Raw genomic sequence first — 19,814 nt, forward strand, 5'->3', positions numbered from 1 at the left:
TGCCTTACTCCTTCTGGCGCTTGGCGAACTGGTCGAGCCAAACGGCCGCGACGAGAACGACGCCGATCGAGATTTCCTGCCAGAACGACGGAATCGCCAGCAGGTTGAGGCCGTTCTGGAGCACGCCCATGATCAGCGCGCCGATGACCGTCCCGAGAATGGTGGCGCGTCCGCCGAAGAGGTTTGTCCCACCGATGATTGCTGCGGTGATCGCGGAGAGCTCGAAGGTCATCCCGGCGGTCGGATCGCCCGCGTTTACCCGGGCGGTGGTCAGCAGGCCGGCCAGACCGGCCATGAGCCCCGACAGCATGTAGATCTTGATGCGCAGCGACCGGACGGGAACGCCCATGGCGCGCGCGCCACGCTCGTTGTCGCCGATGATCAGCGTGTGCCGACCGAAGCGCGTGTAGCTGAGTAGCAGGTGAAGGACGACGGCCATGACGAGAAAGACAATGGCAGGCACCGGGATGCCGAAGGGACGCCCCTGCCCCAGCCAGATCAGAGGCTCGGGCAGTCCGTAGATCGCCTGGCCGTCGGTGATCAGCAGCGCGACGCCGCGCGCCACGCCCATCATGCCCAGCGTCACCACGAAGGCCGGGACATGTCCGTAAGTGATGACGAGCCCGTTGATCCATCCAGCGAAGGTGCCCGCCGCGAGCGCGGCGAAGATCGCGACCCACCAGGGAAGGCCGAGCGCCGCCACGCTGAAGGCGCCGACGACGCCGGCGAAGGCGAGGAGCGACCCCACGGAGAGGTCGATGCCGGCCGACCCGATGACAAAGGTCGCGCCCAGGGCGAGAATCCCGATCGTCGAGGTCGCCAGGATCACGTTGAAGATGTTCGGCAGGGTGAAGAAGAATGGGGAGGCGAAGGACATCACGACCACGAGCAACGCGAGGACGATCAGCGACTCGATCCTCAGTGCACCCTTGTTGCGGATGACGACGGTTTTTTTGGTCGATGCGCCGGCCGACGCGCTGTTCGCGGTGGTCATCGAAGGCTCCGTGGATTGGCTTGGATGGCGCCGCCGAAGAAATCGGCAGCACCGGAGGTTTGGCTCAGCGGAGATACTGGATCATCTCGTCGGTGCCCTCTTCGAGAGCTTCCTGAGTGATGACCGACTGGCCGGTCGACTGGTAGCTGTCGAGTTCGGCTCCCTCCATGTTGATCTGGTTGAGCAGCTCGACCGCGCGATGACCGACGAGGTAGGGGAACTGCGCCACGGTCGCCGTCATGCGTCCCGAGCGGATGGACTCGATGGCGTCGGAGCTGCCGTCCACGCCCACCACGACGATGTCGTCGCGGCCGGCCGCCAGCAGCGCCTCGGTCGCGCCCAGCGCCATCGTGTCGTTGGCGGCAAAGACAGCCTGCAGGTTCGGGTTCCGCTGCAGGATGTCGTTAGCGATGTTCGCCGATTTGCCGCGATCCCAGTCACCGTTCAGGGTCGTGACCTCGAGATCAGGGGCGATTTCGGCGAGCCGCTGACGAAAGCCCTCGCCTCGGGACGCCCCTACTGGGTTGCCCGGCAGGCCCTCAATCACAAGGACTGGGCCGGACGGGTTCTCGCCGAGCTGCTCGGCAACGAATTCGGCACCGACAGCGCCGGTGTCATGGCCGTCGTTACCGGCAGTGAAGGTCACGTCGACTCCGGCACCCTCTGCGATCTCGCGATCGAGGTTATAATCGAGATCGACGATGTCGATGCCCTGCTCCGACGCGCGCTGAAGGCAGGGCAAAAGAATGTTGGAGTTGATCGCGCCGACGATCAGGGCGTCGGGCTCCCGCAGCAACATTGTCTCGCAATTGTTGAGCTGCTGCTCCGCCGCGCCCTCGTTGGCCACGGTCGAAACCACCACCTCGACGCCATCGGCGCTCGCTGCGGCGTCCTCGATGCCCTGGGTCATGGCGTTCCAGTGCGGGTTGGCCGGCGTCTTCAGGATCGCGCCGTAGAGCAGCCCGTCATCCTGCGCGCTGACCGCCGTCGCCCCGGCGACGAAGAGGGCAGCCAGCGCTGCCGTGTTCTTGAAGTTCCTCACGACTAGTCCTCCCTAGGATCAGAGTTCTTGTTAGAACGATCTACCTAATACGCCCTCGGCGGCTCTCGTGTCAATCTAAGGCGCCTGGTAGATTGCATCCAATATCTTTTTCAATGCCTTACAAGCAGGGCTCAGACCCAAGAACCGACCTCGGACGAACCAAGGCGACTCGGAATGTTGCCAAATTCCGAGTTCTCCTCTATCTATCTTGATAGAACGATCCAACATCACTTGGCGGAGCCGAACCCAGCGATGTCACTTGTCACTTTCGAAACCGACGGGCCCATAGGCCTTCTGCGCCTCTCTCGCCCTGAGAAGCTCAACGCTCTGACGCCCGACATGCTGGAGGAGATTGCCGCAGCGGTGGATCGCGCCGAAGTGTCGCCCGATCTACGCGCCCTGGTGATCCACTCCGAGGGCAAGGCCTTCTCGGTCGGCGCAGACATCAACATCTGGTCCGCCCTTACGCCCGAAGAGTTCCGGACCAGGTGGATCAAGGGCGGTCATCGGGCTTTCGATTCAGTCGCCGGGTGCCGCCTTCCCGTGATCGCCGCGCTTCACGGGATGGCCTTCGGCGGCGGGCTCGAGCTGGCGCTAGCAGCGGACCTGAGGATCGCCGAGCGAGGCACGATCCTCGCCCTCCCCGAAACCTCGCTTGGCACCGTGCCGGGATGGGGCGGCACGCAGCGCCTGACCGAGATAGCCGGACGGGCCCGCGCAAAGCAGATGATCCTTGCAGCCGAGCGCATCGATGCCGAGACCGCGGCGCAGTGGGGGCTCGTCAACACGCTCTGCGAGGAGGGCGACGCTCTGACCGCTGCCAAGCAGCGAGCCACGGAGATCGCTGCGCGCGCGCCGATCGCCGTGCAGATCGCGAAGCAGGTCATCGACGGCCGGGCTGGCGAAGGTCTGCCTCAGACACTGGAAATGCTGGCCGGAATGGCGACACAATCCACCGGAGACCTGAAGGAGGGCATTTCTGCCCTGAAGGACAAGCGCGACCCGGTCTTCGGAGGACGATAGTGCGCTCAGAGAACCGCGTCACAATCAACGACATCGCACGTCATTCCGGCGTGTCGCGGTCTACCGTCTCGCTTGTCCTTCGCGGCAGCTCTCGGATTTCAAAGGCCACCGTCGACAAGGTCAAAGCGTCCATCGACGCCCTCGGCTACACCTACAATCGGAGCGCGGCCAACCTGAGAACTCAGACCTCCCAGGCGATCGGGCTCATCATCAACGACCTGATGAATCCCTTCTTCACGGAGCTGACGGCCGCAATAGAGGAAGCGGCAGACCGGGAGGGTTTTTTCGTCTATCTCGTTCAGTCCAACGAGGACCCCGAACGCCAGAACAAGCTCTGCACATCGCTTGTCGAGCACGGGGTGGCAGGGCTGATCATCTGCCCGGCCACGGGGTCGCCACGAGAGACCTTTGACCGGCTGCACACGCAGCGGGTCCCGGTCTGCATTGCCGTCCGCCCCTTTCCCGATGATCGGTTCGACTTCTCCGGCCCCGACAATTTCCGTGCCGCCGAGCTAGCCACCAACGAGCTCTTGGAACTGGGCCACGAACGCATCGCCTTTCTCGGTGGCGAGCGCGGCAATCCATCGAGAGACGATCGCGTGGCGGGATATTTCAAGGCTCTGCAGCAGGCCGGCATCACCTTCGATCCCGAACTCGTAGTCGAGAGTCGCCCGAGCAGGCAGAGCGGTGTGGCCGACGTCGAGAAGGTGCTCGGCCTGCCAAACCCACCAACGGCCGCACTCTGTTACAACGACTTCGTGGCCATCTCGGTGATGCACGGCTTGCGACGGAACGAAATGGAGCCCGGTCGCGACATGGCGCTGATCGGCTTTGACGGGATGCCCGAGGCAGAGATGTCCCACCCCACCCTTTCCACTGTTTCGCTTCGCCCTCGCTTGATTGGAACGGAGGCCGCAAACCTGGTGATCGACAGGATAAAATCGGCAGACAGGCCCATCTTGCGACGCGTCCAGTCACCAGAGCTAGTCCTAAGGGAGTCAAGCGAGGCACCACGGCAGAGCAACTCCCCCACTAGAAATCGCAATCCCCGCTAACCGCCGACCCAAGAGCATCTGAGTGCGGTGTCTGACACCGAACCACCGCAACTATTCGCGCGAAGTCCTAGAGGCCAGACAGCCCCTTCAAGGAGCAGTCCCGGTCTCAGTTGCCGCTCAAGGTCCGAACCTTGGGTCGTGTCACCCGCAGCCCGATCATGCCCTATTAGACATCTGACCTGCAGCAATCAGGAGCAGCTCTAGCATCTCGGGGTAGGTTCGACGGTCTTCAGCGCAAAGGTGCTTGAACCGCTCGATGACGGGCGCGGGGCCTCGGATGTTGATCTGCGCCTCGGGAACCAGCGCAGCAGGACCAGCAGCCCTCTTGGACTTCGCTACCACGTTCCAAGTCTCTGGCATATATTCCAGCATGGCTGACTTCAGCAGGCTCTCGGAATCGACGCCGGTCGCGGCTGCGAAGGCCGGGATGCGCTCAAGTGGAATTCGCATGTCTCCACTCTTCATCATCGAGATCACATTGGCTCGCTCGAAGCCCATCTCTGTCGCGATCTCACGCTGGGTCTTACCAGACGCCTCGATGGCGTCGGCGATCAGAAGGGCGGTGGGACTGGTAGTGTCGGTCATGCGGGCCTCGCTTCATTGAGTTGATGAAGCTGTGTTAGAAGGTCGCGTCGGGTCCGCGGGCTAGGCGCCCTCGCGACGGAGAGTTCCTACGCTTGGGCCGCACGGATGCCCCAACGCCCACCGACGCCGAAAGCTCGAACGCGAGCCAGTCGCACGCAGCAACAACGCAGAGGCAGGCGACCGCTTCTATCGGGATCGGCGACTTCTGGAGGGTCAATTCCATAAGATGCAAATGCCCGGGCCACCTATCATACAAAGGTGCTGTAGCGAGACCGAAGCCACTCGGGAGCTGGAGGAGGTCCCTCGTGCCGCGGTCAGTCCCCTGGCACCGGAAGCAGGTGGTCCGCCGGCCCCGGCTCGAAGTCCGGGTCATCCGGCATCGGGAGCAGCTCGTCGGTCGCCCCAGGCTCAAAGTCGGGGTCGCCTGGCATCGCAAGGAGGTCGTCCGCCGGCCCCGGCTCGAAGTCCGCATCGCCCGGCATCGGAAGCAGGTCGTCCGCCGGCCCGGGCTCGAAGTCCGGGTCGCCCGGCATCGGCAGCAGGTCGTCGGTCGCCCCAGGCTCAAAGTTGGGGTCGCCCGGCATCGGAAGCAAGTCGTCCGGCATCTCGAGGACCGGGTCGAGCCGCGTCAGCACGATAGGCCGTCGGATGAAGAGCATGTTCTCCACGTTGCCTACAATGGCCCCCGGCATCCGCTCCAGACTATTCACGCTCAGGAACACGTCCATGTCGAGCGTGCCGTCCGGCGTGACCATTTCCCCGTCGGCGTAGAGCGTGGGCGTGCCACCGGGACATTCGGCTGGGGCGAACAGATCCAGCGCCTCGTCGTATACGAGGCTCACGGCGTCGTCCCCGCCCGGACGGATGAACTGGAACTCCGGCGTGCCGAACAGCTCCAGCCCGACCGACAGAAGTGCGCCGCCCTCGACCCGGAAGGTGAAGCTCTCGGTCGGGCTCGGCGGCTCTGGCTGCACCATACCGGCCACGTTGAAGGTGCCCGGCAGGTATTCGATCTGCCAGCGTCCCGCAAACAAAGCAAGATTGGTTGGCTGGATAAAATCTGAAGCAATAGTTCCAGAAGAACTCACTCCGGAATCCTGCAACCATTCACTTAATCCACTATGGCATCAGGGCCAAAAAAATATGTGCCGATCTATGAATCTCAACCCTCAGGAACAAGATTTCTCACCCGACACCACACATCTTCGCCGTGTCGAACATGGCTACAGATGAATGATCTCGACGCCTGCCCAATGCCTGCTAAGATATTCAGCCACCAGCCGCCGGTGGCAAAAGTGAGGCGTATCCTCACTACACAAGAGGCAGCAGCCATCCAGATCAGTGGCACGAAGCTTTTCAATTTTTCGCTCCACCATCAAACTCTCAAAGCTCGCCTCATAAGCGGCCCAGGGCATGTCGCCCTTCTTATAAGCGTCAAGCATCGGCTTCGTTGGCGCGAGGTTGGGCACATGCACATACCCCATGTCACAAATCTCGCGGGCAAAAAACTTCAAGTCGTCGCGCTTCGCGAAACCAGAAAGCTGCGATACGTTATTTAACCTAACGTCAACAAGACGACGTGAGCGAGACTGCTTCAGCCGGCCAAAGAAATGTTCCGCAGTAGTCTTTGTGAATCCTATTGTATAAATTTGGACCATATGACTCATCCTCTCCGCCTATACGCGATCTGCTTTTCACGAAACTTGTAGGCGTCAGCAATTACATCCCGCTCCGACCGAAGAAGATCATTTCGTGGCATCCCAAGAATGTCAGCGACCCGAAGCATTGTATCTTCATGTGGCTCAACACTTCCATCTCCCAAAATATGGACAACAGGCACAGCGATTTCAACAAGACGCTTTGCCACCAATATCGTCCGATGACACTCCGTAGGATCTTTCTCCGAGCACATCAAAGAAATGCGATAGCTCTTCCGACCATCCAATAATCTGTGGATGCCAGATTGAAACTCAGAGGTATTCGAAAGACGGTCATAGCTGACGACATCATTGACGTAGCAACTATTGTCTCTTGAGCGAGCTCCAAGTTCTCTTCCGAGAAAGACGTAAGCTACCCCATTTTCCGCGAGCGCTTCACTGAGCGTCTCGCGGGAGAAATGCGGAACATGACGGCTATATGGAGACGAACGGACGTCTGCAATTGCAGTCACCTGGTGCGCCTTTAGCAACTGCAAAAACTTATCCATGGAATGCGTGGAGTGCCCCACAGTAAATATCGAGTTTCCTTGCCTCATAACGCCCTAAGTTACTATTCCGGCTACGAGCTTCGAAGCGTGCCCACTCGCCTCCCAGACTTTCGCCAAACTAATGCACATAAACGGCTTCTGTATATCGTGAACGTCACCCGCTTGCGTATCATATCTGGCGAACTGGACCGGGTCAGTAAGCAGGATCTTGTGCCTGACATCACTCCACTTGAAACTCACCCAGAGCTGATTCTTCTCCTTGAACGGATTATAGAGCACCTCTATAGACGCCCGTCTTGGCCTAATTAGAGTCAACGACGAATTCAATTTCTCCGCCGATACCCTGTGGACCTGATCTCGAGTGCCATTGTAGGTTCCTGTTGCCGGTCCCCACAGGGGCGCATTCGCCGGCACTACGGCTCCGGCAAGTTCTTCCGCTTCCAAGCGCCCTACTTTACGCCACCGCGCGCCTTCCGTTATTAACCAGTTCTCAGTCTGATGTCCTTCTGGACGGTGGTCATCGAAGTCAATTTCGACAATATCCAGAACCGATAACCTCGTTCCATCAGTGCACGTCTGCTCCTCATCGTTGATAGCTTCGTTCGCTCGATGACTGATCGGTCGCACCCACGGACCGAAACCGCCATCTACCAACTCGATGCCCGCAACACATGAGCCACCAGGGCGGAAAGAGTTCGCCAAACAAACAATTCTTTTCGTAGTCAAAACACAGCCTCCACTCACCTGCGCGAAAAACGCGCCTTAACAACCACGAATCAGAGCACACAGGTTTATATGCTCATAGGCATAGCATTGTATCCAACTACTTCACCGTTCTGAGCTTGGGTCGAGAAGCTCCATTAGGGCGTAAGCTTTCACGCTGACGAGGAAGAATCCCGGAGAAGAGCATTTCCACCTCGTCGGCTGGAAGATCGATCTGTTCGGCTATATGCGCCAAGCTCTTTCTTTCAGACCACAATTCTGCCAAGACCTTACCCCAAAGGACAGACGTTTCTCGATCAATCCCCTCGAACTCCCGAGTTCGATATCCGCGCTTTCCGAGCTCCATGCAGATTGAGCGATACTGCCATTCGGTTAGAAGCGGTCGATCCAAGTGGTAAAGGCGGTATGCCAGCGCCATTGCAGAAACCCGCCAACGCTTCTTAGCTCGAATTATAAAGTCAGTCGTTATTATTCGAGGCATCTTTGACCGCACATCCTCCTCAGGCATCAAAAATGAAGAAGCAAACCGGTTAGCCTCTTGCTCGGCCGTCCTGGTGTCCCCTCCAGGGCCGGATGTCTCACCATGCTTGTGAAGGACCAAGTGCCCAAGTTCATGTGCGGCGTCGAATACACTGCGCTCTGCGGACTTGAAGGAATTGAGGAAAACATAGGCATCCCCATCTTGCCAGAATGAAAATGCATCAACCTTCGCGGTGCGCTCTTCAAGTCCCAAAACGCGAATTCCCTTCGCCTCGAGGAGCTTCAACATGTTAGATACAGGACTGTATCTGAGCCCCCAGTGCTGCCTAAGAGCCTCGGCGGCAGCCTCGGGAGTTAGCTCTGGATCGAAGTCGGGCAAATCCAAGTCTGGCAAATTAAAACGCGTCCGAACCCAACCGTAGACCTCTACACCGATTTCCCCGGCACCGAGTGCTGCTTCGCGCTCTCGCGCACTCATACTCTTCAGGCTACGGAAACTCACAACGTCTTTCGATAGCATCGATGGATCATCCTTATAAAAGAATGAAACCGGATAATGCAAATTTTCCGCGAGCCTTTCCACAGTTGAAGGCTCCGCCTCGTTCTGCCCGTTCTCAAGACGCGTTATAGTTACAGGGGACACCCCGGCTTTCTCCGCGAGCATCTTTGCCGTAAGCCTGCGCCGTTTTCTGGCCAAGCTTAGCCTCTTGCTGCTGAACATTACCAAGACCGCTATTTGGGTGTCACTACGACGTCCAAGTCGGCGTCTTCCGAGGGGATATCGTCGTCAAGATCAACGTCGTGCACCCCGCCTTCAAGTAAGAAAATGCGCTCTACACAGCGGAGGAACCTGCCATTCTTTACGACCGGCAGACTGAGTTCGACCGCTCCGTCGGGGTCGACCATCAGGTAGTACGTCCGGTATTCCCCGTGAAACTTGACGACACTGACGGGCAGATCGACCCCTGCCGCCTCGAACATATCGCCGGACGCAACACGCTCGGAGCCTGCTCCTTTCTTGGAGCGAGCTTGGGGATCGTCGGTTCCGCATGCTTCGAACACGTTCGCGAAAAGAACGCGCACCTTCAGCTCGTCATTGCATATTCCTTCGACACCCTCGCGCCGGAAGACGCGCCACTCATCGTCACCATTTTCTAAGCGAAGCCCCTTCACGCCGTCCAAGTAAGACAACATGCCTGCCGCATTCGAGGGGTGAAGAGGAGATGCGGTCGAGGCGGCTGCGAGGGCATGCTGAGCTGCGGCGATCAATCGATCACGTTCGAGGTTCAGCTCGGAGAGGCGGGCATCTCCCTCGTCTGCATCACGGATGGTCCTGGTGTGTAGCGATTCCATGGCTATCTGCTCGATGTTAATTTCCTGCGCCTCATCTGTGGGGCAAAAAATTAACACGGTCAAGTGGGCTACTACCCCTGCACCGTTACCGGCCGAGAAAAACCTCCATGATGCACTGGGCCACGATCGATACTCTGCTTTCAGTCCCGTTGCAGTTCCAGGAAAACTTTGAAGGCCATGAAAACTTGGCCACCACCCAATCCATTGATTTTTTTATGAAAATGGTGCCCGGGGGCGGAATCGAACCACCGACACGAGGATTTTCAATCCACTGCTCTACCCCTGAGCTACCCGGGCACGGGGACGGGCGGGGCCCGTCGGGTGGGCGTGGTTCTAGGCGAGGGTCGGGGGAGTGTCCAGAGCCTCAGGGACCCTTTTTCAATGCGGCTTGCGAGCTTCGCGCTCGGCCTCTTCGAGCGCCTCCTCGAGATCTTCCGGGTCCTCGGAGGGAACGCGGTAGGCGCCGCTCAGCCACTTCGCCAGATCGATGTCGGCGCAGCGGCGCGAGCAGAATGGGCGGTAGCGGGGATCGGTCTCCCCGGCGCAGATCGGACAGGTCATTCGGGCTCTCCCAACACGGCCGACACCCTCGCGCGCTCCTTCTTCCGCTGCAACTCGAAGAGGCCGAGAGACGTCCAGCCGACCAGCGAGGTCTCCACCGGGCAGGCGCGGAAAGCCGCGCGGAGTGCCTGCTCGACCTGGGTGCGGTGCGCCTTGGAGACGGGAACGAAGTCGACGACGATCTGGCCGCCGAGACCGCGAAGCCGAAGGGCCCGCGGCAGCAGGCGCGCGGCGGCGAGGTTGGCCTTCAGGGCTGCGGCCGGCGAGGTGTCCCGCCCGGTGTTGACGTCGACCGCCACGAGCGCCCGCGTCGGCTCGACGGCCATGGAGCCCTGCCCGAGGGGGACCTCGGGCCGGCCAACACGGTCCAGCTCGTCGAGGACACCTTCCCGCTCGAAGCCGCCGGGCTCGGTCACGACGTCCGCGGGCTCCGTCCATTCGCGCCAGGCCAACAGGTGCGGGCCGTCGCCCTCGGTCAGGGCTTCCGGCTCCGGCCCATCGGCATCCTCCAGCACGGCGGCGGCCAGGGAGGCCATGGCCGAGATGTCCTCGGCGATCGCCCCGGCCTCGGCGCCCTCGCAGGAGGACCGGAGGATGAGGCCCGCGCCCCCGGGCAGGGTGGCCTCCAGGGCGATCTCCTTCAGGCGGACACGCTCCTCGTCCTCGCGGATCTGGCGCGAGATGTTCAGGCCGGGCTTGTCGGGCGTGACGATGGCGTAGCGGCTCTTGAAGAGCACGCGGGAGGTCACCGGGAGGGCCTTGCCGTCCTCCGAGAAGCCCGTGACCATGACGAGAATGGGCTGCCCGGGAGAGAGCCCCTTGGCCTGTCGCAGGAACCCGCTGCCGCCGGGGAGGCGGACCGTCATGCCGCCCTGCCCCTTCATCGGCCGGTCGCAGATCGCGCGGTAGATGGCGCCGGGCCTCGGACGGGAGGGGTCGTCGACGAGCAGGTCGTCGAGTTCGCCGTCCACGAGCAGGGCCGCGGCCTCGACCCCGCCCAGGTGATCCAGAATGATCCGCCGGCCCTTCATCGCCGCACCTCGTAGCCCATGGCCGTCAGCAGGCCCGCCGTCTCCGCCAGCGGCAGTCCCACGACGGAGGTGAAAGAGCCGTTGATCCAGGGGATAAAGGCCCCGGCCGGTCCCTGAATCCCGTAGCCACCCGCCTTGCCGCGCCAGTCGCCGGAGGCGAGGTAGCCGTCGATCTCCGCCGGGTCGAGCCGCTTCATCTGGACGATGGTCAGCACGTCGCGCACGCGGATGTCGTCCCCGCGCCGGGCCGATATCGCGGTGATGACGCGATGACGTCGGCCGGAGAGGCCGTCGAGGAAGGCACGCGCCTCCTCCTCGGTCTCCGGCTTGCCGAGGATACGGCGCCCCATGCTGACCGTGGTATCGGCGCAGAGCACGATCTCGTCCTGGCCAGGCACGGAGGCCTCGGCCTTCTCCCGCGCGATCCGCTTCACGTAGTCCCGCGGTAGCTCGCGGGACCCGGGCGTCTCGTCGATGTCGGGGGGACGGATCTCGGCGGGCACGACCCCGATCTGCGCGAGTAGCTCGCGCCGCCGGGGAGAGCCCGAAGCGAGAACGAGCCGCAGCGCCGGATCCGGCGCGTAGGCGTTCACTTGAAGCGGTAGTTGATCCGACCCTTGGTCAGATCGTACGGGGTCATTTCAACCTGAACCCGGTCGCCCGCGAGGACGCGGATGCGGTTCTTCCGCATCTTGCCTGCCGTATGCGCGATGATCTCATGGCCGTTTTCCAGCTCGACCCTGAACGTCGCATTCGGCAGGAGCTCCTTCACGACGCCGGGGAATTCGAGCAGTTCTTCCTTGGCCATGTGGTCTCCTGAGTCGCATTGCCGGCGCGAGGCCGGATGCGCGCCTAAATGGGGCGGAGAGCGCCGGTTTTCAAGTCGAATCGCCATGGAGGCGAATCGATGTGATCCGCTGCGCGGGACTCGGCCACACCCGTTCACCGGGCCAGGTGGTCAAAGCGTCTTCATCCAGAACTGCAGCGGCTTGCGCGTCTCCTCTGCGTCACCGAGGTCCTTCCAGGAAAACTCCGCGACCACTTCAGGAAGCGGCCGGTAGCCACGGCCGCGCCAGAACGGCTCCAGCGACCGGGCCTCCGGCGGGCGGTCCGGGTGATCGTCGGGCCGCATGACGGCGCAGAAGGCGACGTGGCCCCGCCCCAGCTCTCGCGCATGGGCTTCGCGCATGTCGAAGAAGGCGTGACCGGCCCCCTGCCCTCGGTACTCCGGCAGCAGAACCGACTCCGCGCAGTAGAAGACCTCGCCGAGCTCCGGCAACTCCTCTCCGGTAAAGGCCCCCGCAAACTCCTCGGCGTGGTCCTCCATCGGTGTGCCGGTCGCCGCACCCACCAGCCGGTCGCCGTCGAAGGCCCCGACAAGGACGGCGCCGGGACTGTCGCGGTAGGTCTGCATGTAGCGCCGCTCGTAGGCGTGATCGCCGTCGTAGAGATAGGGCCAGTCGCGAAAGACCGTGATCCGCAGGTCGGCGAGCGCATCCAGCGCCTCCTCGACCTCGGCGCCGCGCAGCGTCCTGTACTCGAGCGTCATTGCGTCGGCTCCCCGAACCTTTCCTTCAGCCGTGCGACGATCTGGTCGCGCGTCTGGCGATAGGTTTCAAGCCGCGCCTCGCGCCCTTCCCCGAGACCGGTCGGATCGAGGATCGGCCAGTACTCCACGTCGAGATGATAGAAGCGCGTCAGTTCCAGCGCCCGCCGCTGGGAGGCGGGCGAGAGCGCGAGCACGAGGTCGAAGGAGGTCAGGTCGTCGCCCCATTGCTCCATCTCGTCGAAGCTGCGCGAGCGGTGACGGTCGAGCTCCACCCCGATCTCTCGGCAGACGGCGATGGCGAAGCCGTCGATCTCCATGTCGTCCTTCACGCCGACCGACTGGATGTAGCACTCGGTGCCGTAGAGCTTCTTCATGATGCCCTCGGCCATGGGGGACCGGACCGAGTTGTGATCGCAGCAGAAGAGGACGGAGCCGGGAAGCGTCTTGTCGCCATCGGATCCGCCGTCCTCGCCCTCCCCCATCGGCTCAGCCCCAGTGCAGGACGCAGATGAGCGTGAAGAGCCGGCGCGCGGTGTCGTCGTCGACCTCCGCCTTGCCCTCCAGCCGCTCCTGCAGGACCCGCGCGCCCTCGTTGTGGATGCCGCGGCGGGCCATGTCGATTGTCTCGATCTGGCTGGGCTGGGCGGTCTTCACGGCGTCGAAATAGCTCTCGCAGATCGCGAAATAGTCCTTCACGACCTGGCGGAAGGGCCCGAGCGAGAGATGGAATTCTCCAGCCGGATCGCCGCCCTCGGTGCGGATGTCGAAAACGAGCCGCTTCTCGCGGATCGAAAGCGCAAGGCGGTAGGGGCCCGCCGCCACGTCCCGCCCCTCGCGGCCCGGCAAGGCGAAGGAGTTGTCCTCCAGCAGGTCGAAGATCGCGACCCGCCGCTCCTGCTCGATTTCCGGCGTCGGCGGCGGCAGGTTCGCGTCGTCGAGCTCGATATGACAAATCCGGCTCATGGGAACTTGCTAAGCGAGCCGCGCGGCGCGGGCAACGCCGCTCAGCCCTCGTTGAGCCGGTCGAGACGCGCCGAGACGCTGAGACCGTGCGCTTCGAGCCCTTCCGCCTCCGCCAGGGCGACGGCCGCCGGGCCGATCTCGCGCAGCGCCCCGGGCGTCATCCGGGCGAGCGTCGTGCGCTTCATGAAGTCGAGCACCGAGAGCCCCGAGGAGAACCGCGCGGAGCGCGCCGTCGGCAGGACGTGGTTCGGACCGCCGACGTAGTCGCCGATGGCCTCGACCGTCCATTGCCCGATGAAGATCGCCCCGGCGTGGCGAATCCGCTCCACGAGCTCGTCGGCGTCTTCCGTGAAGATCTCTAGGTGCTCCGGTGCGATCCGGTCGGAGATCGCGACCGCCTCGTCGAGATCACGCACCACGACGACCGCCCCGAAGTCCCGCCACGAGGCCCCCGCGATATCGCGGCGAGAGAGCGTCCGAAGCCGAGCCTCGACCGCCTCTGCGACGGCCTGCCCATGCGCGGCGTCGGTGGTGACGAGGACGGATTGGGCGCTCTCGTCGTGCTCGGCCTGGCTGAGCAGGTCGATGGCGATCCAGTCCGGGTCGCAGGAGCCGTCGGAAATCACGCAAATCTCGGAGGGGCCGGCGATCATGTCGATGCCGACACGCCCGAAGACCCGCCGCTTGGCCGCGGCGACGAAGGCGTTGCCGGGCCCGGTGATCTTGTCCACCGCCGCGATGGTCTCCGTCCCGTAGGCGAGCGCCGCGATGGCCTGCGCACCGCCGACGCGGTAGATCTCGTCCACTCCGGCGATCCGGCAGGCCAGCAGGACCAGCGGATTGGCCTGACCGTCGGGCATCGGCACGGTGACAGCCAGACGCTCGACCCCGGCCACCTTGGCGGGCACCGCGTTCATGAGCACCGAGGAAGGATAGGAGGCGAGCCCGCCCGGGACGTAGAGACCGGCCGCCTCAACCGCCGTCCAGCGCCAGCCCAGTCGCGCGCCAGTGTCGTCGGTCCAGTCGGCATCGGGCGGCACCTGGCGGGCGTGGTAGGCGCGGATCCGCTCCGCCGCGAGTTCCAGGGCCGCGCGCTGCTCCTCGGGGACCTTGGCGATCTCGGTCTCGATCTCCGCCTCGCTCACCCGGAGGTCATCGGGTCCGATCGAGACCCGGTCGAAGCGGTTGGTCAGCTCCACCAGCGCCGCGTCGCCCCGGCTCCGGACGTCATCGATGATCCCTGCGACCGTCGAATCGACGTCGGGAGAGTCCTCGCGCTTCGCGCCGAGAAGCGTCGCGAAGTCCTGCTCGAACCCCGGATCAACGGTCGAAAGAAAGACTGCCATGCCTGCCTCCTTGCCCGGCCCTCTTAGCCATAGCGGCGGGGGGGCTCAATGAGGCGGATCAGCCCTCGTGAGAGGGCACGCGGCCGGAGGGAGCACGGTAAGGGCGGGTCACGTCGCGCAGCAGGACTTCCAGCGCTTCGACCTCAACCCGGACGGCGCCGTCGCCCGCCAGCGTGAAGAGAAGCGCCCCGCCGCCATCTGTACCCGGCTCGAAGGTGATGGACAAAAGCGACATGACGGTTTCGGAATCCCGACGGTCGAAGCCCTGGGATTGCACTTTCACGACATCCTCGACGGCGACGACCGATTGAACCCGCTCGTAGTCGCGCCGGCGTTCCGCCGAAACGGCGTCCTCCCACCGGAAGCGGTTGAGGAGGATGCCGAAGCGCCGTGCGCTCTGGTCCCAGCCCATCTCGGTCGCGGGAAAGACCGCGTCCTGGCAGAGCCCGGAGATCACCGCGAGGTCCTCGGCGTCGAGCGCCTTGAGACGCAGCGGCGCTTCGCCACCCTCTTCGAAACGCGCGTCCTCGGTCACTCGCCGTCCACCCTTTCGATATGGGCGCCGACGGCGCCGAGCTTGTCCTCGACCTGCTCGTAGCCGCGGTCGAGATGGTAGACCCGGTTCACGCGGGTCTCGCCCTCGGCGGCCAGGCCGGCGAGGATCAGCGAGACCGAGGCTCGCAGGTCCGTCGCCATCACCGGAGCGCCTTTCAGCCGGTCGACACCCGTCACATGGGCCGTGCCGCCCTGGACGTCGAGCTTGGCGCCCATGCGGACGAGTTCCGGCGCATGCATGAAGCGGTTCTCGAAGATCCGCTCTTCGAGCTTGCTGGTGCCCTCGGCGGTGCAGAGCATCGCCATCATCTGCGCCTGGAGATCGGTCGGGAAGCCCGGGAAGGGTTCGGTCACGACGTCGACGGCCTTCGGACGGTCTCCGTGGCAGGCGACCTTTAGCCCCTTCTCGGTCTCCTCGATCGAGATGCCGGCCGCGTGCAGACGCTCGCAGAAGGCCTGGAGCAGGCGCATCTCCCCTCCTAGGCACTCGACCTCGCCGCCCGCGATTACGGGAGCCAGCATGTAGGTGCCGAGCTCGATCCGGTCCGAGACGACTCGATGGGTGGCGGCGTGCAGCCGATCCACGCCCTCGACCTCGATGACCGAGGTCCCGTCGCCGGTGATCTTCGCCCCCATCGCGCGGAGGCAGTCGGCCAGGTCGACGACCTCGGGCTCGCGGGCGGCATTCTCGATCCGCGTTGTGCCCTTGGCGAGCGTCGCGGCCATGAGCACGTTCTCGGTCGCGCCGACCGAGGCGAAGCGCAGCGGCACCTTGGCGCCCTTCAGCCCGCCGGGCGCCGTGGCGTGCAGGTAGCCGTCCCGCAGCTCGATCTCCGCACCCATGTGCTCCAGCGCCGAGACGTGGATGTCCATGGGACGCGCCCCGATCGCGCAGCCGCCGGGCAGCGACACGACCGCCTCGTGCGCGCGGGCGAGAAGCGGCCCGAGGACGAGGTTCGAGGCGCGCATTTTGCGGACGATCTCGTAGTCCGCCCGTGTGGACGTGAGATCGTGCGACGACAGCGCGATGACCTTGCCGTCCTGCATCCGGGTCACCTCGACCCCGAGGGACTGCAGCAGCAGCGTCATCGTGCGGATGTCGCTGAGCCGCGGCGCATTGGTCAGCGTGAGCGGCTCCTCGCTGAGAAGCGTGGCCGGCATCAGCGCGAGCGCGGCGTTCTTCGCGCCGGCGATGCGGATTTGTCCTGAGAGCGGCGTGCCGCCCCTGACGATGATGGAATCCATGACTGCCCCTATTCGGTGTCCCGGGAACTCTCGTCGTCCCGGTCCTGTTCCGACCGCTCTCTCGCCTGCCGCTTGCGCCGCTGCAGGTTCGCCTTGAGGGCCGACTTCAGCCGGTCTTCCCGGCCGCTCCGGCCCTTATCCTGGCCTTTCTTGCGCTCCATGAACCGGCCTTACCCCAAAGCCGAAAAACCGTCCAGACGGGGCTTGCACGGCCCGACCAATGCAGCTACTCCCCCGCTCGCGCGCTGCCGTAGCTCAGGGGTAGAGCACTCCCTTGGTAAGGGAGAGGTCGAGAGTTCAAATCTCTCCGGCAGCACCATCGAAAATCCCGCAGGATAGACGATCCGTGCCCAGCGTCGCTCAGGCCAGACGCCCTGCCGCCGCGCGCGACACCGGCTTGGAATATGGAGGCCGCGCCGACCCCGCTTGGGCGCCGGCGCGGGTGGGAGGCTAGCGGACCAGCAGGATCGGCACCTTGCAGGTCCGGATCATCTCGAGGCTCGTCGAGCCCACGAAGAGCGCGCGGAGCCGGGAATGGCCGGAGGCGCCCATGACGAGGTGATCCACCTTCTCGTCCTCGACGAGAGACCCGAGCACGTCTTCGGGCTGCCCCGGCAGGATGTCCGTCCTCGCCTTCAGCCCGGCGGCGGAGAGCATGGCCTTCGCATCCTCGAGCCCCTTCTGTGCCGTCGCGCTGGCCGACCCGACGGTGACGATCCGGATGGCGAGCCCGGCGTAGAGCGGGCTGCGCGCAACATAGTCCACGGCGCGCATCGCGCTCGGACTCCCGTCGTAGGCGATCAGCACCGTCTCGATCGGCCGGAAGGCGCGGGAGGCGACGAAGAGCGGCCTGGTCACCGCCCGCATCACCCGCTCCAGGTTCGAGCCCAGGTGCCCCTTGGCGAAGTCCACGGCCTCGCCGCGCTTGCCGATCAGGATCATGTCGGCGCCCATCTCGGTCTCGGCGATCGCCTCCAGCAGGTCGCCGTGACGGAGGTGCTCGGTCGCCTTCAGACCCTTCTCGTCCACCAACGCCTTCGCGTCCTCCAGGATCGCGCGGCCGCGATGCACCGAGAGCTTGGCCCGCTGCTCGTCCAGCGTCGACAGCTCGGCCAGCAGCGAGCTGCGAGCGCCGAGAGAAATGGCGCCCGAGAGGTCGGCGCCCGCCCCGCCCTCGCGGCGACCCAGGACGTGGAGCAGCTCCACCTGGTAGTCGCCGCGATCGGCGATCCAGACCGCGTGGTCGCAGACGCTCTTCGAATAGGTGGAGCCGTCCACCAGTGCGATGATCTTGCCGGTCATGGCCGCTCCTCCCTCAATGCGCCATCAGCTTGTCCATCGCGCCGGGCTTGTCGTGCACGCCAAGCCGGTCGACGATGGTTTCCGAGGCCTCGTTCATCCCCTTGATCTCGACCTCGGAGCCGTCGCGCCGGAACTTCAGCACAGCCATGTCGAGCGCGGCAACCGAAGAGATGTCCCAGATGTGCGCGCGGCTGACGTCGATGATGACCCGGTCGGCGGCCTCCTTGAAGTCGAAGGCGGCCATGAAGTCCTCCGCGGAGGCGAAGAAGAGCTGCCCCTCGACGTGGTAGGTGCGGACCCGGCCGTCCTCCGAGAGCGTCGAGCTCACGCGGAACAGCTGGGCGATCTTGCCGGCGAAGAAGAGCCCAGAGAGCAGCACGCCCACCAGCACGCCGATGGCGAGGTTGTGGGTGTAGACCACCACCGCCACCGTCGCGAGCATGACGATCGAGGACGAACGCGGATGCGTCCGGAGCTGCTTGATCGAGGACCAGGAGAACGTGCCGATCGAGACCATGATCATGATCGCGACCAGCGCGGCCATCGGAATGCGGGCCACGACGTCGCCCAGCGCCACCACCATGAAGAGCAGGAAGACGCCCGCCACGAAGCAGGAGAGCCGCCCGCGGCCGCCCGATTTGATGTTGATGATCGACTGCCCGATCATCGCGCAGCCCGCCATGCCGCCGATAAAGCCCGTCGCCGTGTTGGCGAGGCCCTGGCCGATGCACTCCTGGTTGCGGTCGGACTTGGTGTCGGTGAGGTCGTCGACGATGTTCTCGGTCATCAGGCTCTCGAGCAGGCCGACCACCGCCACGGCGGCGGCATAGGGGAAGATGATCGTGAGCGTCTCGAAGGTGAACGGGATGTCGGGGATCAGGAAGACCGGCAGCGTGTCCGGCAGCTCGCCCATGTCGCCGACCGTCCGCACGTCCCAGCCCATCGCCATGACAACGGCCGTGAGTACGATGATGGTCACCAGCGGCGAGGGCACCGCGCGGGTCAGGTAGGGGAACAGGTAGATGATCGCGAGCCCTGCGGCGACCAGCGGATAGGTCAGCCACGGCACGTTCACGAGCTCCGGCACCTGGGCCAGGAAGATCAGGATCGCCAGCGCGTTGACGAAGCCGGTCATCACCGAGCGCGACACGAAGCGCATGAGGTGACCGAGCCGGGCGAAGCCGGCGACGATCTGCAGCAGCCCCGCGAGAACCGTCGTCGCGAGAAGGTACTGCAGTCCGTGGTCGGCGACCAAAGTCACCATGAGCACGGCGGTCGCGGCGGTAGCGGCAGAGATCATCCCCGGCCGTCCGCCGGCGATGGCGGTGACCACGGCGATGGAGAACGAGGCGTAGAGGCCGATCTTGGGGTCCACGCCGGCAATGATGGAAAAGGCGATCGCCTCGGGGATCAGCGCGAGCGCGACCACGAGCCCCGAGAGAAGATCGCCACGCACGTTGCCCAGCCACTGGCGACGGTAAGCGTCGAATGTCATCGAAGAAATGTCCCGTTCCTGTCCGGCATGACGGCCAGCCCGCCGGTTGTCGTTTCAGGTGTGTTGAAGGTGGCCCGACGGATAAGCGGCCGGGAGAGCCACCCGGCAGTCAAGCCGGGTCCAGTCGGTTGCCGTTCCCATACTGGGATGTGCCCGGAGCGACAAGCCCGGCACGCGGCAGCCCCGGGGCCATGAGGCCCGGATATGGGCAAATTCTTCGGGCGCCTATCCGCAGCGCCGGATTTGAAACGGAAAGATCACTGGGAGGGCGACACAAGAACAACCGGCTAGAGGGCCGACCGCCCT

At 63.9% G+C, this 19,814-nt stretch carries 24 protein-coding genes, 2 tRNA genes and 1 other annotated feature; of the genes, 3 read left to right on the forward strand and 23 right to left on the reverse strand.

Going from position 1 to position 19,814, the window contains the following annotated elements:
• Window positions 1-4: 4 nt before the first annotated feature.
• A complete protein-coding gene (locus tag F3S47_RS01910; RefSeq protein ID WP_150443521.1) occupies window positions 5-994 on the reverse strand; it encodes an ABC transporter permease in 990 nt (329 codons plus the stop codon).
• Window positions 995-1,058: 64 nt separating this feature from the next.
• Window positions 1,059-2,036 (reverse strand): substrate-binding domain-containing protein, encoded by a 978-nt coding sequence (locus F3S47_RS01915; RefSeq protein ID WP_223877685.1) that lies wholly within the window; start codon window positions 2,034-2,036, stop codon window positions 1,059-1,061.
• A 252-nt stretch (window positions 2,037-2,288) separates the two neighbouring features.
• On the opposite strand from F3S47_RS01915, the gene F3S47_RS01920 reads away from it, so the two are divergent.
• A complete protein-coding gene (locus F3S47_RS01920; RefSeq protein WP_150443522.1) occupies window positions 2,289-3,059 on the forward strand; it encodes an enoyl-CoA hydratase/isomerase family protein in 771 nt (256 codons plus the stop codon).
• The gene (locus F3S47_RS01925) at window positions 3,059-4,114 is read left to right on the forward strand and encodes a LacI family DNA-binding transcriptional regulator (RefSeq protein ID WP_191090050.1); all 1,056 of its coding nucleotides are present in this window, start codon (window positions 3,059-3,061) and stop codon (window positions 4,112-4,114) included. The genes F3S47_RS01920 and F3S47_RS01925 overlap by 1 nt, the downstream gene beginning before the upstream one ends.
• 156 nt (window positions 4,115-4,270) lie before the next feature.
• On the opposite strand, the gene F3S47_RS01930 is transcribed toward F3S47_RS01925, so the two are convergent.
• The 19 genes from F3S47_RS01930 to F3S47_RS19255 all read right to left on the reverse strand — a co-directional run bounded on the left by F3S47_RS01930 (window position 4,271) and on the right by F3S47_RS19255 (window position 16,872).
• Window positions 4,271-4,699, reverse strand: coding sequence for a helix-turn-helix domain-containing protein (locus F3S47_RS01930; protein WP_150443524.1), 429 nt, complete (start codon window positions 4,697-4,699; stop codon window positions 4,271-4,273).
• Window positions 4,700-5,013: 314 nt separating this feature from the next.
• Entirely contained in the window at window positions 5,014-5,733 is a 720-nt protein-coding gene (locus tag F3S47_RS01935; RefSeq protein WP_150443525.1) for a hypothetical protein, read from the reverse strand.
• 189 nt (window positions 5,734-5,922) lie between these two features.
• Complete coding sequence (locus F3S47_RS01940; RefSeq protein WP_223877686.1) at window positions 5,923-6,357, reverse strand: DUF488 domain-containing protein; 435 nt, start codon at window positions 6,355-6,357, stop codon at window positions 5,923-5,925.
• A 5-nt stretch (window positions 6,358-6,362) separates the two neighbouring features.
• Window positions 6,363-6,953: a DUF488 domain-containing protein gene (locus tag F3S47_RS01945; RefSeq protein ID WP_150443527.1), complete on the reverse strand. Its 591-nt coding sequence runs from the start codon at window positions 6,951-6,953 to the stop codon at window positions 6,363-6,365.
• 6 nt (window positions 6,954-6,959) lie between these two features.
• Window positions 6,960-7,649 carry a dual OB domain-containing protein gene (locus F3S47_RS19705; protein ID WP_396279650.1) on the reverse strand — a complete coding sequence of 230 codons (690 nt, stop codon included), beginning with the start codon at window positions 7,647-7,649 and terminating at the stop codon, window positions 6,960-6,962.
• A gap of 79 nt (window positions 7,650-7,728) precedes the next feature.
• Entirely contained in the window at window positions 7,729-8,829 is a 1,101-nt protein-coding gene (locus F3S47_RS01950) for a helix-turn-helix domain-containing protein (protein WP_150443528.1), read from the reverse strand.
• 11 nt (window positions 8,830-8,840) lie between these two features.
• Complete coding sequence (locus tag F3S47_RS01955) at window positions 8,841-9,524, reverse strand: hypothetical protein (protein ID WP_223877688.1); 684 nt, start codon at window positions 9,522-9,524, stop codon at window positions 8,841-8,843.
• Between the two features lie 159 nt (window positions 9,525-9,683).
• Window positions 9,684-9,758: transfer RNA gene (locus F3S47_RS01960), tRNA-Phe, on the reverse strand.
• Window positions 9,759-9,839: 81 nt separating this feature from the next.
• Window positions 9,840-10,022 carry a DNA gyrase inhibitor YacG gene (locus tag F3S47_RS01965; protein ID WP_150443529.1) on the reverse strand — a complete coding sequence of 61 codons (183 nt, stop codon included), beginning with the start codon at window positions 10,020-10,022 and terminating at the stop codon, window positions 9,840-9,842.
• Complete coding sequence (locus F3S47_RS01970; protein ID WP_150443530.1) at window positions 10,019-11,053, reverse strand: ribonuclease E/G; 1,035 nt, start codon at window positions 11,051-11,053, stop codon at window positions 10,019-10,021. Before F3S47_RS01970 ends, F3S47_RS01965 begins: the two co-directional genes overlap by 4 nt.
• Window positions 11,050-11,646 (reverse strand): Maf family protein, encoded by a 597-nt coding sequence (locus F3S47_RS01975; RefSeq protein ID WP_223877689.1) that lies wholly within the window; start codon window positions 11,644-11,646, stop codon window positions 11,050-11,052. Before F3S47_RS01975 ends, F3S47_RS01970 begins: the two co-directional genes overlap by 4 nt.
• On the reverse strand, window positions 11,643-11,861 hold the full coding sequence (infA, locus tag F3S47_RS01980; RefSeq protein WP_021097168.1) for a translation initiation factor IF-1: 219 nt from the start codon (window positions 11,859-11,861) through the stop codon (window positions 11,643-11,645). The genes F3S47_RS01975 and infA overlap by 4 nt, the downstream gene beginning before the upstream one ends.
• A gap of 150 nt (window positions 11,862-12,011) precedes the next feature.
• A complete protein-coding gene (locus tag F3S47_RS01985) occupies window positions 12,012-12,602 on the reverse strand; it encodes a GNAT family N-acetyltransferase (protein ID WP_150443531.1) in 591 nt (196 codons plus the stop codon).
• Complete coding sequence (locus tag F3S47_RS01990; protein ID WP_150443532.1) at window positions 12,599-13,084, reverse strand: arsenate-mycothiol transferase ArsC; 486 nt, start codon at window positions 13,082-13,084, stop codon at window positions 12,599-12,601. The genes F3S47_RS01985 and F3S47_RS01990 overlap by 4 nt, the downstream gene beginning before the upstream one ends.
• Window positions 13,085-13,088: 4 nt before the next feature.
• A complete protein-coding gene (locus F3S47_RS01995) occupies window positions 13,089-13,565 on the reverse strand; it encodes a UPF0262 family protein (protein ID WP_150443533.1) in 477 nt (158 codons plus the stop codon).
• Window positions 13,566-13,606: 41 nt separating this feature from the next.
• The gene (gene hisD, locus F3S47_RS02000; RefSeq protein ID WP_150443534.1) at window positions 13,607-14,911 is read right to left on the reverse strand and encodes a histidinol dehydrogenase; all 1,305 of its coding nucleotides are present in this window, start codon (window positions 14,909-14,911) and stop codon (window positions 13,607-13,609) included.
• A 58-nt stretch (window positions 14,912-14,969) separates the two neighbouring features.
• The gene (locus F3S47_RS02005) at window positions 14,970-15,446 is read right to left on the reverse strand and encodes a DUF2948 family protein (RefSeq protein WP_150443535.1); all 477 of its coding nucleotides are present in this window, start codon (window positions 15,444-15,446) and stop codon (window positions 14,970-14,972) included.
• The gene (gene murA, locus F3S47_RS02010) at window positions 15,443-16,711 is read right to left on the reverse strand and encodes a UDP-N-acetylglucosamine 1-carboxyvinyltransferase (protein WP_150443536.1); all 1,269 of its coding nucleotides are present in this window, start codon (window positions 16,709-16,711) and stop codon (window positions 15,443-15,445) included. Before murA ends, F3S47_RS02005 begins: the two co-directional genes overlap by 4 nt.
• Window positions 16,712-16,719: 8 nt before the next feature.
• On the reverse strand, window positions 16,720-16,872 hold the full coding sequence (locus F3S47_RS19255; RefSeq protein ID WP_191090051.1) for a hypothetical protein: 153 nt from the start codon (window positions 16,870-16,872) through the stop codon (window positions 16,720-16,722).
• A gap of 83 nt (window positions 16,873-16,955) precedes the next feature.
• On the opposite strand from F3S47_RS19255, the gene F3S47_RS02015 reads away from it, so the two are divergent.
• Window positions 16,956-17,030: transfer RNA gene (locus F3S47_RS02015), tRNA-Thr, on the forward strand.
• Between the two features lie 131 nt (window positions 17,031-17,161).
• On the opposite strand, the gene F3S47_RS02020 is transcribed toward F3S47_RS02015, so the two are convergent.
• Both F3S47_RS02020 and F3S47_RS02025 read right to left on the reverse strand, forming a co-directional pair.
• Window positions 17,162-18,013, reverse strand: coding sequence for a universal stress protein (locus tag F3S47_RS02020; RefSeq protein ID WP_150443537.1), 852 nt, complete (start codon window positions 18,011-18,013; stop codon window positions 17,162-17,164).
• Between the two features lie 13 nt (window positions 18,014-18,026).
• On the reverse strand, window positions 18,027-19,508 hold the full coding sequence (locus F3S47_RS02025) for a SulP family inorganic anion transporter (RefSeq protein ID WP_150443538.1): 1,482 nt from the start codon (window positions 19,506-19,508) through the stop codon (window positions 18,027-18,029).
• 68 nt (window positions 19,509-19,576) lie between these two features.
• Window positions 19,577-19,633: a sequence feature (sul1 is cis-regulatory element that is thought to sense ions involved in sulfur or methionine metabolism; They are found in Alphaproteobacteria), on the reverse strand.
• Window positions 19,634-19,814: the final 181 nt, after the last annotated feature.

Origin of the sequence: Histidinibacterium aquaticum (assembly GCF_008710275.1) — a bacterium.
Lineage (GTDB): Bacteria > Pseudomonadota > Alphaproteobacteria > Rhodobacterales > Rhodobacteraceae > Oceanicola > Oceanicola aquaticus.